The 15,391-nt window shown below is 71.8% G+C and carries 15 protein-coding genes; 9 read left to right on the top strand and 6 right to left on the bottom strand.

The features are described 5' to 3' along the window. Window positions 1-2,934 carry a beta propeller repeat protein gene (locus Amac_RS40460; RefSeq protein WP_155359725.1) on the bottom strand — a complete coding sequence of 978 codons (2,934 nt, stop codon included), beginning with the start codon at window positions 2,932-2,934 and terminating at the stop codon, window positions 1-3. Between the two features lie 99 nt (window positions 2,935-3,033). Continuing rightward, the gene (locus Amac_RS40455) at window positions 3,034-3,891 is read right to left on the bottom strand and encodes a CPBP family intramembrane glutamic endopeptidase (RefSeq protein WP_155359724.1); all 858 of its coding nucleotides are present in this window, start codon (window positions 3,889-3,891) and stop codon (window positions 3,034-3,036) included. Window positions 3,892-4,276: 385 nt separating this feature from the next. Between Amac_RS40455 and Amac_RS40450 the strand changes: the two genes are divergently transcribed. Further along, the gene (locus Amac_RS40450; protein WP_155359723.1) at window positions 4,277-4,966 is read left to right on the top strand and encodes a hypothetical protein; all 690 of its coding nucleotides are present in this window, start codon (window positions 4,277-4,279) and stop codon (window positions 4,964-4,966) included. A 13-nt stretch (window positions 4,967-4,979) separates the two neighbouring features. After that, window positions 4,980-5,543, top strand: coding sequence for a DUF6529 family protein (locus Amac_RS40445; RefSeq protein WP_155359722.1), 564 nt, complete (start codon window positions 4,980-4,982; stop codon window positions 5,541-5,543). A 52-nt stretch (window positions 5,544-5,595) separates the two neighbouring features. Here Amac_RS40445 and Amac_RS40440 read toward each other — a convergent pair whose 3' ends face one another. After that, entirely contained in the window at window positions 5,596-6,531 is a 936-nt protein-coding gene (locus Amac_RS40440) for an HpcH/HpaI aldolase/citrate lyase family protein (protein ID WP_155359721.1), read from the bottom strand. Window positions 6,532-6,661: 130 nt separating this feature from the next. Here Amac_RS40440 and Amac_RS40435 point away from each other — a divergent pair, with 130 nt between their 5' ends. Next, window positions 6,662-7,255, top strand: coding sequence for a biotin transporter BioY (locus Amac_RS40435; RefSeq protein WP_155359720.1), 594 nt, complete (start codon window positions 6,662-6,664; stop codon window positions 7,253-7,255). A gap of 20 nt (window positions 7,256-7,275) precedes the next feature. Then, window positions 7,276-7,647 carry a hypothetical protein gene (locus tag Amac_RS40430; protein ID WP_246269023.1) on the top strand — a complete coding sequence of 124 codons (372 nt, stop codon included), beginning with the start codon at window positions 7,276-7,278 and terminating at the stop codon, window positions 7,645-7,647. On the opposite strand, the gene Amac_RS40425 is transcribed toward Amac_RS40430, so the two are convergent. Next, window positions 7,624-8,571, bottom strand: a complete 948-nt coding sequence (locus Amac_RS40425) for an EamA family transporter (RefSeq protein ID WP_155359719.1) — start codon at window positions 8,569-8,571, stop codon at window positions 7,624-7,626. The genes Amac_RS40430 and Amac_RS40425 overlap by 24 nt on opposite strands. Window positions 8,572-8,652: 81 nt before the next feature. Between Amac_RS40425 and Amac_RS40420 the strand changes: the two genes are divergently transcribed. Genes Amac_RS40420 through Amac_RS40410 form a run of 3 tightly spaced genes read left to right on the top strand, consistent with a single transcriptional unit; the run spans window position 8,653 to window position 11,472 of the window. Next, the gene (locus Amac_RS40420; RefSeq protein WP_155359718.1) at window positions 8,653-9,858 is read left to right on the top strand and encodes a magnesium transporter MgtE N-terminal domain-containing protein; all 1,206 of its coding nucleotides are present in this window, start codon (window positions 8,653-8,655) and stop codon (window positions 9,856-9,858) included. Next, window positions 9,851-10,315 (top strand): DUF1003 domain-containing protein, encoded by a 465-nt coding sequence (locus Amac_RS40415; protein ID WP_155359717.1) that lies wholly within the window; start codon window positions 9,851-9,853, stop codon window positions 10,313-10,315. The genes Amac_RS40420 and Amac_RS40415 overlap by 8 nt, the downstream gene beginning before the upstream one ends. A gap of 17 nt (window positions 10,316-10,332) precedes the next feature. Beyond that, complete coding sequence (locus Amac_RS40410; RefSeq protein ID WP_155359716.1) at window positions 10,333-11,472, top strand: Mrp/NBP35 family ATP-binding protein; 1,140 nt, start codon at window positions 10,333-10,335, stop codon at window positions 11,470-11,472. Window positions 11,473-11,476: 4 nt separating this feature from the next. Here Amac_RS40410 and Amac_RS40405 read toward each other — a convergent pair whose 3' ends face one another. After that, window positions 11,477-12,175, bottom strand: a complete 699-nt coding sequence (locus Amac_RS40405; protein ID WP_155359715.1) for a response regulator — start codon at window positions 12,173-12,175, stop codon at window positions 11,477-11,479. Next, a complete protein-coding gene (locus Amac_RS40400) occupies window positions 12,172-13,416 on the bottom strand; it encodes a sensor histidine kinase (RefSeq protein ID WP_246269022.1) in 1,245 nt (414 codons plus the stop codon). The genes Amac_RS40405 and Amac_RS40400 overlap by 4 nt, the downstream gene beginning before the upstream one ends. A 178-nt stretch (window positions 13,417-13,594) precedes the next feature. Between Amac_RS40400 and Amac_RS40395 the strand changes: the two genes are divergently transcribed. Together Amac_RS40395 and Amac_RS40390 are read left to right on the top strand one after the other, a co-directional pair. Then, a complete protein-coding gene (locus tag Amac_RS40395) occupies window positions 13,595-14,272 on the top strand; it encodes an ABC transporter ATP-binding protein (RefSeq protein ID WP_155359714.1) in 678 nt (225 codons plus the stop codon). Beyond that, window positions 14,269-15,391: ABC transporter permease (locus tag Amac_RS40390; protein WP_170322912.1), on the top strand; the 1,123-nt coding region annotated here is incomplete at its 3' end. The genes Amac_RS40395 and Amac_RS40390, both read left to right, overlap by 4 nt.

Here is a 15,391-nt window from a genome sequence, read left to right as displayed (position 1 = left end):
TCAGCGGTCTTCCGAGGTGAGAGTGCTGCGCCAGATGATGATGTTGTCGGTGGTGCCGGTGGTGGAGCGGCCGATGGCGATCACGCGCTGGCCGGAGATGGTGACCGCGCCGAGCCATTGCGCGCCCGCGCCGCCCAGGCCGTCCTCGACCAGGGCGTGCCGCTGCCAGGTGAGGCCGTCGGCCGAGGCCCAGACCGAGCTGTCGCCCTCGCTGGAGCGGCCGTGCGAGCCGACGGCGACGATGCCGCGCTCGCTGGCGGTCAGGTCCAGCACGACGGCGGCCTCCTCGGCGGGCAGCCAGCTGTACTCCCAGGTCGATCCGCCGTCCACGGAGACCGCGGCGAACGGGCGGGAGCCCTCGTCGGTGACGGCGGCGCCGACCGCGACGATGCGGTCGTCGCGGGCCACCACGTGCCGCAGCCCGGCGGAGCGGGCGTCCTCGGGGATCACCCGGCGCTCGGCCTTCCAGCTGAGCCCGTCGGAGGAGATCCACACCACCCCGGACTCGCGTTCCGCGGGCCCCGAGCTGCCGACGGCGATGAACCCGGACGGGGTGGCGGCCACGTCCTGGATCCGGATCCCGGCCCCGCCCGCGGGGAGCTTGCCCACCCGGGTGAAACGTTTGAGGTCGGGGCTGAACCACAGCGCGGGGACGATGCCGGAGGCGGTCTGGTCCTCCCCGGCCAGCACGTAGCCCGCAGGTCCGGCGGCGACCGTACGGGGGGCCAGGAAGAGATGCCCGTCCGGCACGTCGATGACCGGTCCTGGCCGCCACCCCTTGCCGTCGCCGGAGGTGACCAGGAGGGGTTTGGTGATGACCGGGTCGGCCATCGTGCTGCCGACGGCCAGCCAGCCCTTCTCGCCGTGGGCGACGTCGGTGAGCTCCTGCCGTCCCAGGCCGCCCAGCCATTCCGACTCGATGGCCTTCCAGTTGGCGCCGTTGTTGCCGCTGGTCCAGATGCCGGCGTCGCCGTTGGCCGAGCCGACGGCCACGAAGGCGCCGCCGGAGGCGAGCACGCTGGCGGTGTTGCGGGCCAGCCGGTTGAGGCCGGCCACCGCGTCCAGCGGCACCGCGCGGGCGGCCTTGCCCCGCTCGGCCGTCATCAGCACAGCGAGGTTCTCGACGTCGCCGGGGCCGCGCGCGTCGCCGCCCGCCACCAGCAGGCCGTCGCCGGTCATGGTGACCGCGCGCAGGGTGCCGGGGATGTGCCCGAGGTCGGTGCTCTTGGCCCATTTCTTGCCGTCGCCGCTGCGGAAGACCACGTACTCCTCCCAGGCCGACTCGGCGACGGCGGCGATGCCGTCAGAGGAGGAGGCCAGGCCGCGGACGCCGGTGCCCTGCGGGCTGAGCGGGCCGATGGCGCCGCACTCGCTCCACTGGCCGCCGTCAGGTGAGCAGTGCACCGGGACGCCGTCGCCGCCGAACCGCTGGCCGGTCGGGACCAGCACGAAGCCATCCTTTCCGACCGCCAGCGCGCCCGGTTCGGGGCGGATGTCGGGCAGTTCGGTGGCGGTGCGCAGCCAGTTGGCGCCGCCGTCGTCGGAGCGCAGGATCACGGTCGCGGTGCCCGCGCCCGGATCGGCCAGCGCGACCACCTGGTCGCCCTTGGCGATCACCGACTGGATGCCCCTGATCTTGTCGGAGGTGCCGATCCTGGCGTTGTCCACCCGGGACCAGGACTGGCCGTCCGGCGAGACCCAGGCGACCGCGCCGAGGGTGCCGTCGCCCAGCACGGTGGTGCCGACGGCGACGAAGCCCGAGGTGGTCCTGGCCAGGTCGGTGATGCGGTCCTGGGCGAGGAACGGGCTCAGCCGGGCGGGGTCCACCGCCGTCCAGGTACGGCCGTCCGCGGAGGTCCACATGCCGCGGCCCTCCGGTCCTGGCTCGTCGGTGCCGACGGCCAGCCAGCGCCCGTTGCCGCCGGTGACCCGGCCGGGCGAGCCGGGGACCGGCTCGTAGCCGGGCGGGCCGATGACGGTGCCGAGCTCCCAATCCTTGCCGCCGTTGACCGAGAAGATGAACAGGGGGCGGGCGATCGGGCTGGTGGTGTCGGTGCCGACGGCCACGATGGTGGATCCGGCGGAGGCGACCGAGGTGAGCAGCTGGCGGGAGCCGTTGCCGGGCTGTCCCGGCGCGGCGAAGGCCGAGTCGCCGGACTGGCCGTCGCCGACCGCGAGGGTGATCCCGGTGGTGGTGGGCGCGCTGGCCCACTGGACGGCGAACCAGCCGAGCACGGCCACGGCGAGCAGGGAGGCGACCACGAGCAGCGGCAGCCGGAACGACTGGGGGGTGGCACGGCGGGGCACCCGTACGCTCCGGCGGTGGTGCCGTCCCCCGCGCGGCGGTCCCAACGAGACCAGCACGTCCGGACGGGCCGGGCGGCCGCCGGGCGGGCGGCCGATGCGCTGCGGGGGTGGCGGCGGTGGAGGCGGCGGCGGGGGTGGCAGGAGGGGTTGCCTCGGCGGCGGGAGTTCCTCAGGCTCTGCCTGGATCTCCGGGCTTCTACGGATGCCGCTCGGTGGCGGTCCGGAGGCGACGAGCTTGTCCGGCCGGTTCACCAGCCGCCGGGGCGGCCGGGGTTCTTCCTCGACTTCGGCCTGCCAGGACCAGCTCGGCTGCGGGCGCGGCTGCTCGCCGTAAGGGGGACGGCCGGTTCTCGGCTCCGGGGGATCCGGCTGGCTGTACGGCTGGCCATGACGGAACTCGGCAGGCTCCGGCGGATCGTCGTACGGCCGGCGTCCGGTCCTGGGGTTCGGCGACCAGGTGTGCTCCTCCGGGGGTTCCTCCGCGTCCTCGGGAACGGGCGCGCCGAACGGCGGCAGCGCCCATGGGGAAGAGCCCGGGGGGCGGGGCGATCGCTCCTCGGCGGGTCCCGGCGGCGAGTGATGCAGCGTCGGGGGTGACTCCGCTGGCTCCTCGTCTTGGGGGGGCACGACCGGTACCTCCTATATCAGGACCGTTCCAGACATATCGGGGACGCGTTCGTCTTTTACCCCCTCACTGCCGAGCGATCACCTCTTCTCTAGTCAGATTTATCGCGACACCGTCTGAACTGCGGATTTTCGCGCGAATGTCAGGACGACGATGGTGTACACGGCGAACTGCACGACGGTTCCGACCACCGTCTGCCACGGCAGCGACCCCTGTTCCAGGGCTCCGTCCAAATTTCCATCCGCCGCGCTGAACCCGAACGCGACCACGTTGTTGACCACATGCAGCGCGATGGGCGCCTCCAGACCGCCCGTCCGCACCGCCAGCCAGCCGGACAGGATCCCGAACCCGAAGACGTACGCGATGCCCCAGTCGGTGTACCCGTGCAGCGCGGCGAACCCGGCGGACCCGATGATGAAGGCAGGCCACGGGTTGCGCATGTAGGCCCCGAACGCCTGGATGACCCAGCCGCGGAAGACGTACTCCTCGGCCGCGGCCTGGAACGGCACCAGCAGCACGATCACGGCCATGGCCTGCAGGAACGGGGTCCATCCTCCCCACTCGTAGGTGACGGGCTCGCCGCTCAGGAACACCGTCAGCTGCTGGGCGGCCTCGCCGACCACCACCGCCAGCAGTCCCAGGGGCACGCAGGTGAGCAGCCACCGCCAGCGTAGCCGCCCCACCACCGACGAGACCGTGCCGGGCCGCCGCCGCTGGACCAGCCAGACCGTGCCGAGCACCACGGGGATGGCCGCCGCCAGCACCAGCAGCTGGAAGGCCACGTCCAGCAGCGGCTCGGTGAACACCCGGGAGCCTTCGGCCACCATCGGGATGCCCGCCATCCGGGCCAGCAGGCCGACGACCAGGCCGAGCACCAGCGAGCTGATCAGGAAGCCGACGATCAGGAAGACCGTGCCGAGGATCGGCCGCCACCAGCTGTTGATCGCATTGCGGGCCATGTGGTCGAATCGCAACCCGGAGGGGGTCGGCAGCGACCACGGCTGGGGCTGCGGTGTCGGGAACCAGCCCCCCGGCGGGTACTGCTGCTGATACCCTGACTCACCCGATTGCGCCGCATATTGTGCCGGATATTGTGGCGCGTCCGAAATGCTCGGTGTACCCGAAGGAGGCGACGGGTCAGTCGGTGCGGGATTGGCAGATGCCCAGGTCGGAGGGTGGGCAGGCGGCGGCGTCCGGTCCGGGCGCGGCTCATGGTCGTTCATGTGACCCATTCTCCGTAATCAGAGCCGGTTTCGTCGCGATCCACTTTGCGCATTTGTTCACAGACAGAACGGGGCCGGAAGAGTTCACTCACCGGGGTACGAACTATCCCAGGAGAAGGCAATGAGTCGGTTAGGACCTGTCTATACATTGGCCGTCGGCGCGGTGCTCACCGTCGCCCTCGGCGTCGCAAGCGCCCAAGCCTCGCCCGCGGTCGAGCAGGCGACGGCGACACCCATCGAAACCGCGTCCACCGCCCCTCCCGTCGCCGAGGAGGAGGCCCCCACGCCCGAGGAGACCGCGCCGCCTGAGGAGGCGGCACCCGCCGACACGACCCCCAAGAAGGTCGACTACGCGGGCGTGGTGCAGGGCAACGGCGGCTTGGTGGCCATCTCGATCAGGAACGGCAAGGCGGTCGCGTACTTCTGCGACGGCCACATCGAGGCCTGGCTGAAGGGCACGGCGGAGAACAACACGGTCACCCTTGAGGGCAAGGACGCCCTGATCACCGCCAGCCTGGGCGGCGGCAAGGCGCAGGGCCGGGTCGAGTTCAAGGGCAAGTCGTGGCGGTTCTCCGCCGCGGTCGTGAAGAAGCCGTCCGGTCTCTACCGGGCGACGGCCCAGGTCCGGGGGGCCAGGATCGTCGGCGGCTGGATCAAACTGCCGAGCGGCCAGTCGGTCGGCCGGCTCACCATCGGCGAAAGCGGCGCGGGCGAGGCCGCGGCCGCGTTCGAAGGCGGCGTCGTCACCTGGTACGGGATCCCCTTGACCCCGCAGGAGCCGGACGCTTTCATCGACACAATCAACCCCTGATAGCGAGCCCGAGATGAGCCACACACAGCAGTACTCCACCCCCCGTCGGGGCTCCGCCGTCGTCCTGCTCGTCGTGCCCGCCCTGGTCGGCGGCGCCATCGCCACCGCCCTCGGCGTGTACGGCGAGCTCCATCCCCCCACCGGCTTCGCGGTCGGCCCGGGCGGGTTCACCGGACCGCTGGCCATGAAGGCGTGGCTGACCACCGGCGCGGCCCTGCTGGCCATCCTGCAGGTGCTGACCGCCATGGCGATGTGGGGCAAACTCCCGTTCGAGGGCGCCTGGGTGGAGCCCACCCACCGCTGGTCGGGCCGGATCGCCTTCCTGCTGACCGTGCCGGTGGCCTTCCACTGCCTGTACGCGGTGGGCGCCCGCTACGACGAGCCCCGGGTAATGATCCACTCCATCCTGGGCTGCCTGTTCTACGGCATCTTCGCCACGAAGATGCTGGCGCTGCCGAAGCGCGGCGTGCCGGGCTGGACCCTGCCCGTGCTCGGCGGGCTGCTCTTCACCCTCCTGGTCGGCCTCTGGCTGACCTCGTCGTTCTGGTTCTTCACCACGATCGGCGTGCAGTTCTGACACCCCGGGACCGCTTCAGGGGCCACCCCACAGCCCCTGAAGCGCCCGGAAGTCAGGGCCGCTGGAACGACGTGGTCCGGGTGAGCCCGGCCGCCCGCCCCTTGGCGGAGATCACCAGGGCCATCTTCCGGGACGCCTCGTCGATCATCTCGTCCCCCAGCATGACCGCGCCGCGGCCCTCCACGGTCGTGTAGTACTCGTACGCGTCCAGGATCAGCTCCGCGTGGTCGTAGTCGGCCTGCGACGGCGAGAACACCTCGTTGGCGGCGGCCACCTGGCCCGGATGCAGCACCCACTTGCCGTCGAAGCCGAGCGCCGCCGCCCGCCCGGCCGCCCGCCGGAACCCCTCGATGTCCTTGATCTGCAGATAGGGCCCGTCGATGGCCTGCAGATCCCGGGCCCGGGCCGCCATCAGGATCCGCATCAGGATGTAGTGGTAGGCGTCGCCCTCCGAATATCCGGGCGGCTGTTCCCCCACCACCAGCGTGCGCATCCCGATCGAGGCCATGAAGTCGGCGGGCCCGAACACCAGCGTCTCCAGGCGGGGGCTCGACCCGGCGATCTCGTCCACGGCGACCAGGCCGCGCGCGCTCTCGATCTGGGCCTCGATCCCGATCCCGCCCACCGGCAGCCCGACCGTACGCTCGATCTGGCTGAGCAGCAGGTCCAGCCAGCGCACCTGGGCGGCCTCCTCGACCTTGGGCAACATCACGCAGTGCAGCCGGTCACCGGCCGCCTCCACCACCTCGATGACGTCCCGGTAGGTCCACGGCGTGGACAGGTCGTTGACCCGGACGACCACGGTCTTGCCGCCCCAGTCGCCCTCCTTCAGCGCCGCCACCACCGAGCGGCGGGCGCCCTCCTTGGCGCTCGGGGCGACCGAGTCCTCCAAGTCGAGGAAGACCTCGTCGACGGGCAGGCTCTGGGCCTTCTCCAGGAACCGGGGATTGCTGCCGGGCACGGCCAGGCAGGATCGTCGCGCGCGCATGGGCCCCACGCTAGCGCTGTGGCGTTCCTACAAACGGCGGCGGGCGACCTTGGTCGTGACGTCGTACTGCGCGCTCACCATTCATCCCAAGAATGGGCAAAGGAAACAAAAGACGAAGGGACGCAGAGCGATGGCCAACGCCACCATGGGGGACCGCCCCGCCGTTTTGTCCGATCTCATCCCCGGACGGCTGATCCGGGACGCCGTGCTCGTCGTGGGCGCGGCCGCGCTCACCGGACTGGCGGCGCAGATCAGCGTGCCGCTGCCGGACACGCCGGTGCCGATGACGCTGCAGACGCTGGCGGTGCTGCTGTCGGGTGCGGCGCTCGGCCTGCACCGGGCGTTCCTCGGCATGGCGATCTACTTCCTGGTGGGGCAGGTCAGCGATCTGGCCGGGCTCGGCCTCACCTGGTTCGCGCCATCCGGGGGCAACGCCACGCTGGGTTACATCGTGGGATTCATCGCGGCGGCCTCGCTGGTGGGACACCTGGCCGGGCGGGGTGGTGACCGCACCGTGGGGCGGACGATCCTCACCATGCTGGCCGGGACCGCGGTGATCTACGCGGTCGGCGTGCCGTGGCTGATGGTCTACACGGGCATGGATCTGGGCACCGCGTTCGCCAAGGGCGTCGTGCCGTTCCTGGTCGGCGACGGGATCAAGCTGGTGATCGCCGCCGGGCTGCTTCCGGCGACCTGGAAGCTCATCGGCAGGACGAAGCCGTGAAAGTCTGAAAAAGTAGGAGCATGACCCTGCGGCTGATCGAAGAGGGCGCGAAGAAGTCCAGTGTGCTCTGGCTGGCGCTGCCGGCCGGGACCCGGCTGGCCTGGCACGTCTGGCACGACGGCGCGATCCACGTCGTGACCGGCGGCGGCGAGCAGGAGCTCCCGGGCCTGGCGGGCAGCCCGGAGATCGAGGTCATCCTGCGCAGTAAGGACAACGGCGCGCAACTCGTGCGCTTCCCCGCCACCGTGACGGTGCTCAACCAGGCGGAGCACCCGGAGGTGGTGGCCGCGCTGGCCAAGGAGCGCCTCAACGCCATCGACAGCACGGCCCTGACCGCCCGCTGGGCAACCCACTCCCTGGTCGTACGGCTAACGCCCCTGAACGCCGGTTAGCACGGGTTCGCCCACCGGCGGGACAGTCTGCCGGGCGGCGGTGGCGGTCTGCGCGAGTAGCGCGCCCAGCAGCACCACCGCGCCGCCGGCGATCTGAGCCACCCCGAGGTGCTCGTCGAGCAGGATCCAGGCGAGCAGGGCCGCGCTGATGACCTCCAGGCTGGCCACCGTCGCCCCCACCGCAGCCGAGAGCCGCCGCACCGCCGTCACCCCGGCCACGTACGCGATGACGGTGGCCACCACGATCAGCCAGGCCAGCGCCCCCGCCACCGGCAGCGTGACGTCGCTCACCGTGGCGTTCCCGCCGAACGCGGCCCAGTCGATGCCCCACGGCTGCGAGAGCGGCACCAGGACCACGGCGGCCCCGATCATGCCCCAGGCCACCAGCCCGAGCGGATCGACGTGCAGGTTATCGCTCATCAGGAAATATCCGGCGCAACACGCCGACGCCAGCAGCGCCAGCACCAGCCCCAGCGCGTCCAGCCGCAACCCCTGCCAGACCTCCACGACCACCCCCAGACCGATCACCGCCACCAGGGACCCGAGGTAGGCGGCGCGCGGGAGCCGTACCCGCCGAATGAAGCGCACCCACAGCACCACCAGCACGGGCGCGGTGTATTCGATCAGCAGGGTCACCCCGACCGGGAGCCGGGTGAGCGCCAGGAAGAACAGGGCCTGCACCCCGGCCACCGCGATCACCGCGTACGCCGCGAAGAAGCCGAGCCGGTCGCGGGGGATGCGCAGCGCGCCCGGCCGGACCACGGCCAGGATCGCCACCAGCACCAGGCTGGCGCCGACCATCCGCACCCAGACCGATTCGAGCGGGCTCAGCCCGGCGGCCCCCAGAAACTTGGCCATCGGCCCGGAGAACCCGAAGCACAACGCCGACACGACCGCGATTCCCAGGCTTATTGACCGGATCATGACCCATCCATGTAACTACCGTTTAATAGTATTGATCCTGTCATACCGTCCGGGGCGGCCGCAGCGCCATACCGTCGAGGAGTGGATCGGATCTTCGTGGCCCGGCTGGCGGGGCTCGCGGTGTTCGACCCGGCCGGGGACCGGATCGGCCGGATCAGGGACGTCGTGGTCGCGCTGCGTGGCGCCCAGCCGCCCCGGGTGCACGGCTTCGTGGTCGAGGTCCAGCCGCGCCGCCGGGTGTTCCTGCCGATCACCCGGATCATCAGCGTGGAGGCCGGCGCGGTCATCTTCACCGGCCGCCTCAACCTGCGCCGCTTCGAGCAGCGCGCCTCCGAGACGCTGGCCATCGGCGAGCTGCTGGACCGCGGCGTCACCCACGACGGCGAGCCCGGCACCGTGCTGGACCTGGCCCTGGAGAACCGCCCGCCGGACTGGCGGATCACCAAGGTGGCGGTCAGGCACGGCACCCGCCGCCGGGGCCAGACGGTGATCGCCGACTGGAGCGAGGTGACCGGCCTGGAGCAACCGCAGCCCGTCCAGGGCGCGGCCAGCCTGCTCGCCGCCTTCGACACCATGCGCCCCGCCGACCTGGCCAACCTGCTGCACGAGCTGCCCGACAAGCGCATGGCCGAGGTGGCCGCCGCCCTGGCCGACGACCGCCTCGCCGACGTGCTGGAGGAGCTGCCCGACCGGGACCAGGTCGTGGTGCTCGGCAACCTGGACGCCGAGCGCGCCGCCGACGTGCTCGCCGTGATGGGCCCCGACGACGCCGCCGACCTGCTCCAGGACCTGCCCGCCGACCAGGCCGAGAGCCTGCTCCAGCTGATGATCCCGGAAGAGGCCGAGCCGGTACGGCGGCTGCTCGACTACCCGGAGGAGACCGCCGGCGGCATGATGACCACCGAGCCGGTGATCCTGCCCCCCAACGCCACCGTGGCCGAGGCGCTGGCGCACATCCGCAACCACGAGCAGCCCCCGGCGGTGGCCGCCCAGGTGTTCGTCTCCCGCTCGCCCACCGAGACCCCCACCGGGCGTTACCTGGGCCTGGTGCACTTCCAGCGGCTGCTGCGGGAGCCGCCGTCCGCCCTGCTCGGCGGCCTGGTGGACCCCTCGCTGGACCCGATCAGGCCGGAGTTCTCGCTGCCCGAGGTGGCGTCGTACCTGGCCACGTACAACATGGTCGCCAGCCCGGTGGTGGACGGCGTGGGACGGCTGATCGGCGCGGTGACGGTGGACGACGTGCTGGACCATCTGTTGCCTGAGGACTGGCGGGAGCGGCGTGACTGACCGACTGGACCAGCCAAGGGAGCTGGGGATCCGGCTGCGGCCGCACTACGACCCGGAGGCGTTCGGGCGGCTGGCCGAGCGGATCGCCCGGTTCATCGGCACGGCCAGGTTCCTGGTCTACATGACCGTGTTCGTCACGGTGTGGGTGCTGTGGAACGTGCTGACGCCGCTGAAATTCGACCCCTATCCGTACATCTTCCTGACGTTGATGTTGTCGTTGCAGGCCTCGTACGCGGCGCCGCTGATCCTGCTGGCCCAGAACCGGCAGGACGACCGGGACCGGGTGCAGTACGAGCAGGACCGGCTGGCCGCCGACCGGAACCAGGCCGAGATCGAATATCTGACCCGGGAGATCGCCGGGCTGCGGATCGCGCTGGGCGAGGTGGCCACCCGCGACTACCTCAGAGCCGAGCTCCAGCGGCTGGGGGACCAGCTCGGTTCGTCGGAACGCCGCTGAGTTCGTAGCATGAACGTATGGCACCGACCCCTGAACTGGTGACGGCAGCGCTGGCCAAGGTCAACGACCCCGAGATCCGCCGACCGATCACCGAGCTCGACATGGTGAAGAGCATTGACATCTCCCCTGACGGGGCGGTGCGCGTGGGCATCTATCTGACGGTCGCCGGATGTCCGATGCGGGACACCATCACCCGCGACGTGACCGCGGCCGTCTCCGCGATCTCCGGCGTCGCCCGGGTGGCGGTGGAGATGGACGTCATGAGCACCGAGCAACGCAAGGTGCTGCAGACCAAGCTGCGCGGCGACCGCGGCCCGGAGAAGGAGATCCCGTTCGCCAAGCCCGGCTCGCTGACCCGCGTGTTCGCGGTCGCCAGCGGCAAGGGCGGGGTGGGCAAGTCCTCGGTGACGGTCAACCTGGCCGCCGCCATGTCGGCGAGCGGCCTCAAGGTGGGCGTGCTGGACGCCGACATCTACGGGCACAGCGTGCCCCGCATGCTCGGCGTGGGCGACCGCCCCACCAAGGTGGAAGACATGATCATGCCGCCGGTGGCGCATGACATCAAGGTCATCTCGGTGGGCATGTTCAAGCCGGAGGGCAACAGCGCGGTGGTCTGGCGCGGCCCGATGCTGGACCGGGCGCTGCACCAGTTCCTGGCCGACGTCTACTGGGGCGACCTGGACGTGCTGCTCATGGACCTGCCGCCCGGCACCGGCGACATCGCCATCTCGGTGGCCCAGCGCATGCCGACCGCCGAACTGCTGGTGGTCACCACGCCGCAGCAGGCGGCGGCCGAGGTGGCCGAGCGGGCCGGGTCCATCGCCGCGCAGACCCACCAGCAGGTGGCCGGGGTGATCGAGAACATGTCCTGGCTGCCCTGCCCGCACTGCGACGAGCGCATCTCGGTGTTCGGCGAGGGCGGCGGCCAGACCGTGGCCGACGCGTTGACCAAGACGCTCGGGTCGCGGGTGCCGCTGCTCGGCCAGGTGCCGATCGACACCCGGCTGCGCGAGGGCGGCGACGAGGGCAAACCCCTGGTCATCACCGAGCCCGACGCCCCGGCGTCGGTCGAGCTGCGCCGGATCGCGCAGGGGCTGAGCAAACGGTCGAGCAGCCTCAAGGGCATGAAACTCGACCTCTCCCCGGTCGCCAAGTAGCCACTCAGCGTAGTGGACTCGTTCCGCCTTTCCGGCCTGGGGTGATCAGGCCGGTCTCGTAGGCGGCGACGACCGCCTGCACCCGGTCCCGCAGCCGCAGCTTGGTGAGGATCCTGGTCACGTGCGTCTTCACCGTCGCCTCGCTGAGGTGGAGGGCGTTCGCCAGTTCGGCGTTGCTGAGGCCTTGCGCGATCAGCGTGAGCACCTCGCGCTCGCGAGGGGTGAGCGCGGCGAGATCGCGGTGCAGGTCGGCCTGGTGGGTGGCGGGTTTGGCGAAGCGTTCGATGAGCCGGCGGGTGATGGCGGGGGCGAGCAGGGCGTCGTCCTTCTGGACCAGGCGGACCGCGTGGATGAGGTGGTCGGGGGTGATGTCCTTGAGCAGGAATCCGCTGGCCCCGGCGTTGAGCGCGGCGTAGACGTACTGGTCCAGGTCGAAGGTGGTCAGGATGAGCACGCGGGTCGGGTCACCCGCCGTGGTGGTCGGGTGTTCGGCCAGGATGCGCCGGGTCGCTTCGAGCCCGTCGAGGACCGGCATGCGGATGTCCAGGAGCACGACGTCGGGCCGCAGCCGCCGTACCGCGGCTATGGCCTGGGCTCCGTCGGCGGCCTGGCCGACGACGTCGATGTCGGCCGCGGCCAGGATCATCGTGAATCCGGTGCGGACCAGGTCCTGGTCGTCGGCGATGACCACGCGCGGGGTCACGGCGGATCCAGCGGGATGCGGGCCGACACACGGAACCCGCCGCCAAGGCGGCGGCCGGTCTCCAGCGTGCCGCCATACAGCCGCAATCGCTCGGCCAGCCCCATCAGGCCCATGCCCGTGCCCTTGCCGCCATGCCCGGCAGGGGTCGTGCCCTCATCGGTCACCTCGACGACGAGCGCGTCGTCGTCGGGTTTGACGACGACCGTGGTCGGGGCGCCGGAGGCGTAGCGCAGCGCGTTGGTCAGCGCCTCCTGGACCACCCGGTAGGCCGCGATGTCCACCCCGTGCGGCAGCCTGACGGCGGTGTGACACACGGTCACCGGCTGGCCGGCGGCGCGGACCTTCGCCACCAGCGCGTCGAGTTGGTCCAAACCGGGCTGAGGGCGCAGCAGGTCGTCCTGCCCGGCGGGGACGAGCAGGCCGAGCAGGTGCCGCAGCTCACCCATCGCCTCCCGGCCGCTGGCCTGGATCGCGCCCAGCGCGCCGCGGGTCAGGTCCGGGCTGCGGTCGATCATCTTCTCGGCGGCGCCCGCCTGGATCACCATCACGCTCACATGGTGGCTCACGACGTCGTGCAGTTCCCGGGCGATCCTGGCTCGTTCCTCGGCGACGGCGGCCCGGGTGGCCGCCTCCCGGCCGCGCCGCAGCGCCTCGGCGCGCTCGGCCGACGCGGTGACGCGGGCCCGGGCGGTCCGGATCGTGGTGCCGAGCAAGGCGATCGGCACCAGGATCGCGAACGGGACGGCCCGGTCCGGCAGGGACGGAGCGATCTTGGAAAAGCTGAGCGCGACGACCGTGGCGGCGGCCAGCAGGGTACCGATGGCCAGATACGGCCGCCGCCCGTCGACAGCCAGCGAGTACGCGCCGATCAGCAACGCGACGAAGGTCACCCACGTGCCGCCGCCGGCCACGGCCAGGCTGGCCAGGAACTGCACGACGAAGACGGCCAGCGGCGCCCGGCGTCGCCACGCCAGCGGCATGGTGACCAGCGTGCTCGCCGCCGTGACGACGGCCGTGCTCGGCCCGTCCCCGCCCGCGCCCGGATCGATCGGCTCCGGGCGCGACCTGAGCCCGGTGGGATCGGAACCGTCGGGCGGTGACGGCACCAGGCCCGCCCCTGTGGTGTGATCCCCGGCCTGCAGCGCGAGCCATGTCGCGGCGGCGGTGAACAGCAGCGCCATGGCCAGATCCAGCCACGGGGGGCGGGCGGCTTCCAGCCGACTGCGGAGAAGCCGGTGCATTCCTTCATTCTGTGCGCGGCCCGCCCGCAGGGCGTCCATCTCGCCGCCTACATCCCAAGGATGATCCGGCGGCGGCGTCGTACGAACGAGGTAGTCATGATCAGACCCGCGCTCGACGCCCGGACCCGGCCCAGGAACCTACGGTGGCCCCTCCGCGATACGAGCAAGGGAGGGCGTCATGGCCGAACTGGTACGACTCCAGGCCGTCGGCAAGCAGTACGAGGCCGCGGGACCGCCCGCACTCGACGGCGTCAGCGTCCACATCGCCGCCCGTGAGGCGGTGGCGATCATGGGGCCGTCGGGGAGCGGAAAGTCGACCCTGCTCCACCTGATCGCCGGGCTGGACCGGCCCACGGCCGGCACGGTCGAGGTCGCCGGGGTTGACCTTGGCGGGCTCTCCGAAAAGCGCCTGGCCGTCTTCCGCCGCGCCCACATCGGCATCGTCTTCCAGTTCTTCCATCTTCTGGACGATCTGACCGTGCGGGACAACGTGCTGCTGCCCGCCCGCCTCACCGGCACGCCGGGCCGCACGGCGAGAGGCCGCGCCGAACACCTGCTGGACGAGCTCGGCATCGCCACCAAGGCCGATGCCTACCCGGCACGGCTGTCCGGTGGGGAGCGGCAACGCGTGGCGATCGCCAGGGCGCTGATCAACCGGCCGGAACTGCTGCTGGCCGACGAGCCCACCGGCGCGGTCGACGCCCGGACCGGCGCGCAGGTCACCCAGCTGCTGCGCGATCTCAACCGCGACGGTCAGACCCTGCTGCTGGTCACCCACGACCGCGCCCTGGCCGAATCGTGCGCCACCAGAGTGATCGAACTGTCCGACGGCCGCGTCACCGGAGAGCGGTCGTGACGGCGGTCGCCATGGCCGTGCGCACGGCGGTGATCCGCCACAGGCTGCCCAGCCTGGTGATCGGCGTCGTCGTGCTGCTGTCGGCGGCGACCTCGGTGCTCGCGGCCATGCTGCTGGTCGAGTCGAACGCCCCGTTCGACCGCGCGTTCGCCCGCCAGGCCGGCGCGCACGTCTCGGCCGTCTTCGACCCGGCCAAGGCCAGCGCCGCCGCGCTGGCGGCGACGGCCCACCGCCCAGGGGTGACCGCGGCCGCGGGCCCGTTCGACGCGGTGACCGCCGGGCTGTCGGCGGGGCCGATCAAGCTGGGGCTGGCACGCGTGGTGGGCCGCGCCGACCCCGGCGGCCCGGTGGACCGGATCACGCTCGACGCCGGCCGCTGGCTCACCGGACCCGGCCAGATCGTGCTCTCCCGCGACCTGGCCGGCGGGCCGAGAGGACTGGAGTACGGCTCGCTGACCGCCGACATCCCCGGCTCCCCTGCCCTGCGCGTGGTGGGCGTCGCCGACTCGATCACCGACACCGCCGACGCCTGGGTCTGGCCCGGCCAGCACGACGTCCTTCAGGCCGAGGGCGTGCTGACGATGCGGCGGATGCTGTACCGGTTCGCCTCGGCCGAGGACGACGCGGCCGTCCGCGGCAGCCTCGACGTCGCCCTGGCGGACCTGCCCGCCGACGCCTCGATCGGCCTGTCCTTCTATCTCGCCAACAAGAGATCCGTGGACCGGACCAGCGGGATCGCGCTGCCGTTCGTGCTCGCCTTCGCCGTGCTCGCCCTGGTGGTGTCGGTGCTCATCGTGGCCACCGTGGTCACCGGCGCGGTGGTCGCGGGATACCGCACGATAGGGATCAGCAAGGCGCTCGGATTCACCCCCGGCCAGGTGGTCACGGTCTACGCCGGGCAGGCGCTCGTCCCCGGCCTCCTCGGCTGCCTGCTCGGCGTCGCGGCGGGCAACGCCCTGGCCGTGCCGCTGCTGGCCCGGACCCAGCAAGCCTACGACGTCGTCGGCGGCGTGGATCCGCCGCTGTGGGTGGACGCCGCCGTCGCGCCCGCCGTGCTGGCGTCGGTCGGCGTCACGGCGGTGGCGGCGGCGTGGCGGGCCGGTCGCATCCCGGCCGTAC

The sequence above is a fragment of the Acrocarpospora macrocephala genome (assembly GCF_009687865.1).
Lineage (GTDB): Bacteria > Actinomycetota > Actinomycetes > Streptosporangiales > Streptosporangiaceae > Acrocarpospora > Acrocarpospora macrocephala.
Note: the sequence above shows the minus strand (reverse complement) of the source record. Positions and strands in the feature narration are given on the sequence as shown.